We start from the raw sequence: 8,551 nt of genomic DNA, 5'->3' as shown, positions 1-8,551 counted from the left end.
GGCCGCCATGCCCGCCCCGGCTGCCCCGGCCGCCACGCCCGCCCCGGCCGTCCGTCTGGCGCCGCCGGCCCGCACGCTCACCGCCGACCTGGCGCCACCGCGCCGCAGTGACCCCGAGCGGGTGGTGATCCAGTGCGTCCCACGGCTGCCGGGCACCGGGCCGCAGGACGACCACGACCCGCAGCACGCCCTGAAGTCCGTCCGCCACCTCTTCTGGCACGGACAGGTCGCCGACGGGCTGCGCGCGCTGGAGCGGGTCGAGGCCGAGCACGGTGGCCCGCGGGCGACCCGCGAACTGCGCTCCTGGCTGGCGTACTGGTACCCCGCGCTGCTGCCCGCCCCCACGCGGCCGGGCGCCGCAGCGGGCGGCGAGCCGCGCGACGGGCGCGGCGACGGCATGCTGGTGCTGGCGGCGCTGCTGGCCGGCGCCGCACCGCAGGACGCCGTGCGGCGGGCCGAACGGGTGCTGCGGGCGGCCCGGTTGGAGAGCGACAGCGTGGAGTCGCTGACCGCCGCGCTGACCGTCCTGGTCTACGCCGACCGTGCGGACCGCGCCGCGCGCTGGTGCGAGCCGATCGCCGAGCGGGCCGGTGGCGGCCCGGCCGCCGCCGGTGGGACGCGCTGCCGCTCGACCTGGCACGCGCTGTTCTCCGCGCTGCGGGCCGAGATCGCGCTGCGCCAGGGCGACCTGCGCGCGGCCGAGGAGTCGGCCCGGGCGGCGCTGGCCGGGGTCAGCCCGGAGGGCTGGGGCGTCGGCGTCGGCCTCCCGCTCTCCACCGTGGTCGCGGTGCGCACCGCGCTGGGCCGCCACCAGGACGCCGCCCACTACCTGGAGGTGGCCGCGCCGCCGGAGATGGACCGCACGCCCGCGGGCGTGCACTACCGCTACGCGCGCGGCGGTCACCTGCTGGCGGTGGGGCGGCCGCAGGAGGCGCTGGCCGAGTTCCGGGCCTGCGGCGAGGCGATGGCCCGCTGGGACCTGGACCACCTGCCCGGCCTCGCGCCGTGGCGCGTCGGCGCGGCCCGGGCGCAGCTGGCGCTCGGCCGGCCGCAGGCCGCCGTGGTGCTGGCGGACCAGCAGCTGAGCCGGCTCGGGCCGGTGGGCCAGGCCCGGGTCCGCGGCCTGGCGCTGCGGGTGCGGGCCGCGGCCGGCGGCGCCGCCGAGCGGTCGCGGCTGCTGGAGACGGCGGTGGGGTACCTGGAGGAGGCCGGCGACGAGCTGGAGCTGGCCGGCGCGCTCGCCGACCTCGGTGCCGCGCACCAGGCGCAGGGCGACCCGGTGCGGGCCCGGCTCGCCGACCGCCGGCTGCGCTAGGCCGGGCCGGTGGGATCGGTTGGGCCGGTGGGCTCGGCGGGGCCGGTGGAGCAGGTCGGGACGGTCGCAGCCGTCGACTCCGGTGCGCCGGGCGGCGCGCTGCTCGGCGAGTGGCTCGGGGACGGGTCGGCCGGGTCGGCGGCGGACGCACCGGCGGACGGCCTGGTGGAGGAGCTCAGCGAGGCCGAGCGCCGGGTGGCCGAGCTGGCGGCGCACGGGCTGAGCAACCGGGAGGTCGCCCGCAAGCTCTACATCACCGTGAGCACCGTCGAGCAGCACCTCACCCGGGTCTACCGCAAGCTCGGGGTGCGCCGGCGGGTCGACCTGGGCCGGCGGCTCGCGCTCGGCCGCGGGCTGCCCGACAGCGCCCCCGGCGACGGTCCGCTGCTGCTCGCGGCCACCGGTAGGGGTACCACAGGGGTTGCCTAGGGGTCGGTTCCCGGGCGCGTCGAGGAAGGCTGAGGAGTGCCGCAGAAGCCCCCTTCCTCAGGAGTGGAAACCGACCATGGCGCGCCTGGAACTGCCCCACCCGTCCGTCCCGACGGCCGACCCGTCGCCGGTCGCCGTGGTCGGCCTCGCCTGCCGCCTGCCCGGTGCGGCGGACCCGGCGGCGTTCTGGCGGCTGCTCGAGGGCGGGCACAGCGCGGTGGGGGTCTTCCCGTCGGAGCGGTTCGGGCCCGGTGAGCGGCCCCGGGCCGGCGGTTACCTCGACCACGTGGACCGGTTCGACCCGGAGTTCTTCGGCCTGGCCCCCGCCGAGGCGGCGGGCGCCGATCCGCAGCAGCGGCTTGTCCTGGAGCTGGCCTGGGAGGCGCTGGAGGACGCCGGCGTGCGGCCGGCCGAGCTGGCGGGCCGGCGCGCGGGGGTCTTCGTCGGCGCGATCGGCGGCGACTACGCCGCGCTGGTCGCCCGCGGCGGCGCCATCACCCGGCACACCCTCACCGGGCTCAACAAGGGCCTGATCGCGGGCCGGGTCTCCTACGCGCTCGACCTGCGCGGCCCGAGCCTGACGGTGGACAGCGCGCAGTCCTCCTCGCTGGTGGCCGTGCACCTGGCGCTGGAGAGCCTGCGCAGCGGCGAGTCGGAGCTGGCGCTGGTGGCGGGCGTCAACCTCAACCTCGCCCCGGACAGCACCACGACGGTGGACCGGTTCGGCGCGCTCTCGCCCGACGACCGCTGCTTCACCTTCGACGCCCGCGCCAACGGCTACGCCCGCGGCGAGGGCGCGGTCCTGCTGGCGCTCAAGCCGCTGGAGCGCGCGCTGGCGGACGGCGACCGGGTGCACGCCGTCCTGCTGGGCAGCGCGGTCAACAGCGACGGCGCCACCGACGGGCTGACCGTGCCCAGCGCGCGGGCGCAGGCCGAGCTGGTGCGCGACGCGCTGCTGCGGGCCGGGGTCGCGCCGGGCGAGGTGCAGTACGTGGAGCTGCACGGCACCGGAACCCGGGTCGGCGACCCGATCGAGGCGGCCGGCCTGGGCGCGGCGCTGGGCGTCGGGCGGGGGGCCGACGAGCCGCTGCTGGTCGGCTCGGTCAAGACCAACGTCGGTCACCTGGAAGGGGCTTCGGGCCTGGTCGGGCTGCTGAAGGCGGTGCTGAGCGTGCGGCACCGCACGCTGCCGGCCAGCCTGAACTTCGCCACTCCCAACCCGGACATCGCCTTCGACCGGCTGGGCCTGCGGGTCCGCACCGAGGGCGGGCCCTGGCCGCGCGCCGACCGGCCGCTGATCGCCGGGGTCAGCTCGTTCGGGGTGGGTGGCACCAACGCGCACGTGCTGGTGGGGCCGGCCCCGGAGCAGGCGCCGCAGTCGGCCCCCGAGCAGGCCCCCGGATCGGCCTCCGCGGCCGCCGGCCCGCTGCTCTGGCCGCTCGCCGCGCGCGGCCCCGAGGCCCTGCGCGCCCAGGCCGGCCGGCTGCGCGCGCTGGTGGAGGAGCGCGTCGACCTCGACCAGGTGGAGCTGGGCCACGCGCTGGCCACCACCCGGACCGCCTTCGAGCACCGGGCCGTGGTCACCGGCGCCGACCGGGCCGAACTGCTCGCCGGGCTCGTGGCGTTGGCGCAGGGCGGCCAGGCCGCCGGGCACCTCCAGGGGGTCGCGCGGGCGGACGGGGGGACGCTCTTCGTCTTCCCCGGCCAGGGCTCCCAGTGGGACGCGATGGCGCGGGCGCTGCTCGCCCAGTCGCCGGTCTTCGCCGAGCACCTGGCCGCCTGCGAGCGGGCGCTGACCCCGCACACCGGCTGGTCGCTGACCGAGGTGCTGCACGGCGCGCCGGGCGCGCCCGCGCTGACGGACGTGTCCGTCGTGCAGCCCGCGCTCTTCGCGGTGATGGTCTCGCTGGCCGCGCTCTGGCAGGCCGCCGGCGTGCGTCCGGACGCCGTGATCGGCCACTCGCAGGGCGAGATCGCGGCCGCGTACGTGGCCGGCGCGCTCTCGTTGGAGGACGCCGCCGCGGTGGTGCCGCTGCGCGCCCGGGCGATCGCCGAGCTGGGCGGCTCGGGCAGCGGCGGCCTGCTCGCCGTCCCGCTGGCGGTGGACGAGGTGCGCGAGCGACTCGCCCGGTGGGACGGCCGGCTGGCCGTCGCGGCGATCAACGGCCCCGGCTCCACGGTGGTCTCCGGCGAGCGCGGGGCGCTGGAGGAGCTGGTCGCCCAGTGCCAGGCGCAGGGCGTGCGGGCCAAGGTGGTCCCGGTCGACTACGCCTCCCACTCGCCGCAGGTGGAGCCGCTGAGCGAGAGCCTGCCGGCACTGCTGGCCGCGATCACACCGCGCCCGGCCGCGATCGCCTTCTACTCCACGGTCACCGGCGGCCTGCTCGACACCACCGAGCTCGGGCCGCGCTACTGGTACCGCAACCTGCGCGGGACGGTGGAGTTCGAGGCGGCCGTGCGGGCCGCGTCCGCGGACGGCCACCAGGCCTTCGTGGAGAGCAGCCCGCACCCCGTGCTGACCGTGGGCCTGGGCCAGATCCTGCCGCCGACCGCGGCGGTGACCGGCACGTTGCGCCGCGACCACGGGGGGCTCGCGCAGTTCCACAGCGCGCTGGGCGACCTGCACGTGCGCGGCGGCGCGGTGGACTGGGCCGCGCTGTTCGGGCCGCGCACGCGTCGGGTCGTGCTGCCGACGTACGCCTTCCAGCGGCGCCGACTCTGGCTGGACGGCCGGACGCCGGCGCTGCCGGCGGCTCCGCCCACGGGGACGCTCGCGCCGGTCGAAGCGCCGGCCGGCCAGGGCGAGGAGGCCGCGCTGGCGAGCGTGCTGGCCGCCGCCGCGCTGGTGCTCGGTGCGCCGGGCGCCGGCGGGGTCGACCCCGACCGCACCTTCAAGGACCTCGGCTTCGACTCGGTGGCCGCCGTGGAGTTCCGTGACCGGCTGGCGGGCGCCACCGGGCTCGCGCTGCCGTCGACCCTCACCTACGACCGACCGACCCCGCGCGCCGTCGCGACCCACCTGCGGGAGCTGGCGGGCGAGGTGGGCGGCGCGGCCGCCGCACCGAGCGGCGCGCCGGCCGCGCCGGTGGCCGTGGACGACCGGGATCCGATCGCGATAGTCGCGCTCAGCGGCCGGTGGCCGGGCGGCGCGGACAGCCCCGAGGAGCTGTGGGAGCTGCTGCGCGCCGGGCGCGACGCGATCGGCCCCTTCCCCGACAACCGGGGCTGGGACCTGGAGGCCCTCTACGACCCCGAGGGCCTGCGCCCGGGCAGCTCGTACACCCGCCAGGGCGGCTTCCTCCACGACGCCGACCGCTTCGACGGCGCCTTCTTCGGCCTCAGCCCGCGCGAGTCGGCGGCCGTCGACCCGCAGCAGCGGCTGCTGCTGGAGACCTCCTGGGAGCTGGTCGAGCGGGCCGGGATCGTGCCCGCCGCGCTGCGCGGCACCCGCACCGGCGTCTTCGTCGGCGTGATGCCGCAGGAGTACGGACCGCGGCTGCACGAGACCGCCGAGGGCTACCAGGGCCACGCCCTGACCGGGACGCTGACCAGCGTCGCCTCCGGCCGGCTGGCCTACGCGCTCGGCCTGGAGGGCCCGGCGATCACCGTCGACACCGCCTGCTCCTCCTCGCTGGTCGCCCTGCACCTGGCCGCCCAGTCGCTGCGCTCGGGCGAGAGCGACCTCGCGCTGGCGGGGGGTGCCACCGTGATGTCCGGGCCGGGGATGTTCACCGAGTTCAGCCGCCAGCGGGGGCTGGCCGCCGACGGGCGCTGCAAGCCGTTCGCGGCGGCCGCCGACGGGACCGCCTGGGCCGAGGGCGTGGGGCTGGTCCTGCTGGAGCGGCTCTCCGACGCGCGCCGGCTGGGCCACCCGGTGCTCGCGCTGGTGCGCGGCTCGGCGGTCAACCAGGACGGCGCGTCCAACGGGCTCACCGCCCCCAACGGGCCCGCCCAGGAGCGGGTGATCCGCCAGGCCCTGGCGGCGGCCGGCCTGACCCCGGACCAGGTGGACGCCGTCGAGGCGCACGGCACCGGGACCACCCTGGGCGACCCGATCGAGGCGCAGGCGCTGATCGCCGCCTACGGTCCCGGGCGGGATCCGGGGCAGCCGCTGCTGATCGGCTCGGCGAAGTCCAACCTGGGCCACACCCAGGCCGCCGCCGGGGTGACCGGGGTGATCAAGCTGGTGCAGGCGCTGCGGCACGGCGAGCTGCCCGGCACGCTGCACCTGGACCGGCCCTCGCCGCACGTCGACTGGTCGGCGGGCTCGGTGGAGCTGCTGACGCGGTCACGGGCCTGGCCGAGCACTGGGCGGCCGCGGCGGGCCGGGGTCTCCTCGTTCGGCATCAGCGGGACCAACGCGCACCTGATCCTGGAGGCGGCCCCCGAGCCGCCGGTGGGGCCGGGTGCGGCGGAGCCGCCGGTGGCTGCGGCCACGGTCACGGTGCCGGTGCCGTGGGTGCTCTCGGCGCGGGACGAGCCGGCGCTGCGCGAGCAGGCCGCCCGGCTGCTGCCCATGGCGGGGGTGGCGGAGCCGGCCGGGCTCGGGCTGGCGCTGGCCGCCACCCGGACCCGGTTCGAGTGGCGCGCGGTGCTGCCGGCCGTGTCGGCGGCGCCGGTTGAGGCTGCCGACCCGCTGGACAGCGACGCGCCGGCCGACACCGCGCCGCCGGCCGACACGGGCGCGCTGGCCGCGCTGCGGGCGCTGGCCGAGGGGCGGCCGGCGGCGGGGCTGATCACCGGGACCGCCCGGCCGGGCGTCCGCACCGCCTTCCTCTACTCCGGCCAGGGCAGCCAACGCTCCGGCGCCGGGCGCGAGTTGTACGCCGCCTACCCCGACTTCGCGGCCGCGCTGGAGGAGGTGGCCGCGCTCTTCGACGCCGAACTCGCCGTCCCGCTGCGCAGCGTCCTGTTCGCCGAGCCGGGCACGCGGGAGGCCGAACTGCTCGACACCACCGCCTACACCCAGCCCGCGCTCTTCACCCTGCACGTCGCACTGCACCGGCTGGCCGAGTCCTTCGGCGTGCGTCCGGACCACCTGATCGGCCACTCGGTCGGCGAGTTGAGCGCCGCGCACCTGGCCGGCGTGCTCACGCTGCCCGACGCCGTCACGCTGGTGGCCGCCCGGGCCCGGCTGATGCAGGCGCTGCCGCCCGGCGGGGCGATGGCCGCCGTGCAGGCCACCGAGGCGGAGCTGGCCGCCGACCTGGCCGACCTGCCCGCCGGCCGGGTGGCGCTGGCGGCCGTCAACGGCCCGGACGCGGTGGTGGTCTCCGGCGCGGCGGACCCGGTGCGCGAGCTCGCCGAGCGCTGGCGGGCCCGCGGCCGGCGGGTCAAGCTGCTCCCGGTCAGCCACGCCTTCCACTCGCCGCTGATGGACGCGGCGCTGGAGCCCTTCCGCGCGGTCGCCGAGCGCCTGACGTACGCCGAGCCGCGGATCCCGGTGATCTCCAACCTGACCGGCGCCCCGGCCACCGCCGAGCAACTGCGCAGCCCCGAGGCCTGGGTGCGGCACATCCGGGAGACCGTGCGCTTCCACGACGGGGTGCGCGCGCTGCACGAGCAGGGCGTCAGCGGGTACCTGGAGCTGGGCCCCGGGCCGGTGCTGACCGCGCTGGCCGGCGCGAGCCTGGAGGGCGAGCCGGGCGAGCGCGCGCTGGCCGCCGTGCTGCGGGCCGACCGCCCGGAGGCGGCGACCTTCACCGAGGCGCTGGCTCGCCTGCACGTGCACGGCACCGCCGTCGACTGGACGGCCGCCTTCGCCGGGCGCCCGACCCGCGCGGTCGCGCTGCCCACCTACCCGTTCCGCCGCGACCGCCACTGGCTCGACCAGCCGGCCGGCCGCGCGGACACCGCGGGCCTGCCGGCCACCGGGCACCCGCTGCTCGGGGCGGGCACCGAACTTCCCGACGGAGGCGGCTGGTTGTTCACCGGACGGCTGTCGCTGCGGACCCAGCCGTGGCTGGCCGACCACGTGGTCGCGGGGTCGGTGCTGCTGCCCGGCACGGCCTTCCTGGAGCTCGCCTTGCAGGCGGCCGGGCACGCCGGCGGTGCGGGCGTGGAGTCGCTGGACCTGGAGGCGCCGCTGGCGCTGCCGGTCGGCGGCGCGGTGCGGATCCAGGCGGTGCTCGGCGCCGCGGACGACAGCGGCCGCCGGCCGATCCAACTGCGCTCGCAGCCCGAGAGCGGACAGCCGTCGGAGGCGTTCCCGGGGCCGGCCGCAGCGGCCGGACCGGGGACGGGGGGCGCGCCGTGGACCCGGCACGCCTCCGGCACGGTCGCCGCGCCCGGGGCCGCGGCGGCCCGGGAGCCGGCGCCGCTGGCGGCCAGTTGGCCGCCCGCCGGTGCGGTGCCCGTCGAGATCGCGGAGCTCTACGGCGAGCTCGGCGAGCGCGGCGGCGCCTACGGTCCCGCGTTCCGGGCGCTGACCGCGGTCTGGCGGCTCGGCGAGGAGCTGTACGCGCAGGTCGGCCCGGCCGAGCTGCCCGCCACCGACGCGGCGCGGTTCGGCCTGCACCCGGCCCTGCTGGACGCCGCCCTGCACGCGGTGGTCGGCCTGCAGCAGGACCGGACCGCGGTCCGGATCCCCTTCTCCTGGCGGGAGGTGACGCTCCACCGGGCCGGCCCCACCGCGCTGCGGGTGCGGATCGCGCCGAGCGGACCGGACACCGTGGCGCTGGAGATCGCCGATCCGGCCGGTCGACCGGTCGCCTCGATCGGCGCGCTCACCCTGCGGGCGGGGGCGCCGGCCGCGCCCGACGCGCTCTACCGGTTGGCGTGGGGACCGGACCGCGGTCCGGTCCTGCT

The 8,551-nt window shown here is 78.6% G+C and carries 2 protein-coding genes and 1 pseudogene; all 3 read left to right on the top strand.

What is annotated here, in order from left to right; genetic code table 11:
• Positions 1 to 1,315: pseudogene (locus ABD323_RS37610) on the top strand (hypothetical protein); the annotation flags it as partial.
• A gap of 9 nt (positions 1,316 to 1,324) precedes the next feature.
• Positions 1,325 to 1,744 (top strand): helix-turn-helix domain-containing protein, encoded by a 420-nt coding sequence (locus tag ABD323_RS37605; RefSeq protein WP_344446596.1) that lies wholly within the window; start codon positions 1,325 to 1,327, stop codon positions 1,742 to 1,744.
• A gap of 76 nt (positions 1,745 to 1,820) precedes the next feature.
• Positions 1,821 to 8,551, top strand: a 6,731-nt coding sequence (locus ABD323_RS37600; RefSeq protein ID WP_344446595.1) for a type I polyketide synthase, incomplete at its 3' end; no start/stop codon positions are given.

Source organism: Kitasatospora nipponensis (genome assembly GCF_039528135.1).
In the GTDB taxonomy this organism is placed as follows: domain Bacteria; phylum Actinomycetota; class Actinomycetes; order Streptomycetales; family Streptomycetaceae; genus Kitasatospora; species Kitasatospora nipponensis.
Note: the sequence above shows the minus strand (reverse complement) of the source record. Positions and strands in the feature narration are given on the sequence as shown.